Annotated in this window: 1 protein-coding gene; it reads right to left on the bottom strand. The window is 43.3% G+C overall.

What is annotated here, in order from left to right; genetic code table 11:
• Positions 1-535, bottom strand: a 535-nt coding sequence (locus tag HHA41_RS13045) for a transposase (RefSeq protein WP_168461968.1), incomplete at its 3' end; no start/stop codon positions are given.
• Positions 536-573 lie beyond the last annotated feature (38 nt).

The raw sequence follows: 573 nt of genomic DNA, 5'->3' as shown, positions 1-573 counted from the left end.
TGATAGTATTATCCTGACGTACCTTGACCACGATGCAGTCTAAATACACGATAGGATACAAGGCATCCAAAGGGCGACTTTGCCATTCTTTGACTTGTTCTATAACTGCATCTGTCACCTTGGAAATCAGGGTGGGTGACACATCTGCATCATACATTTCCTTGAATGTAGCAACAATGTCCCGAGTCGTCATACCTTTGGCATAGAGGGATAAAATCTGGCTATCCATTTGCGTGATACGGGTCTGATTTTTCTTGATAAGCTGTGGCTCAAATGTACCCTCACGATCTCTAGGGGTATCTAGTTCAAACTCACCATCATCAGTCAGTAGACGCTTCGTTGTGTAACCATTGCGAGCATTTTTGCCTGTTCGTGGGCTATTTTTTTCGTAACCTAAATGGTCGGTGAGTTCCGCATTAAGGGCAGTTTCAACAGTCAATTTCTTTAAAGCCCGACTAAAATTATTGAGATCGGCTTCGGTTTTTAGGTTCTTGGCTAACTCTTTAGCGAGTGCCAACATTGCTTCATCTTTCATGGTAAACACCTTTTGTTTGACCCCAACAACGTTGGGGG

Origin of the sequence: Acinetobacter sp. A1 (genome assembly GCF_012371315.1) — a bacterium.
Classification (GTDB): domain Bacteria; phylum Pseudomonadota; class Gammaproteobacteria; order Pseudomonadales; family Moraxellaceae; genus Acinetobacter.
This window is presented reverse-complemented; position numbering and strand designations above follow the sequence as displayed.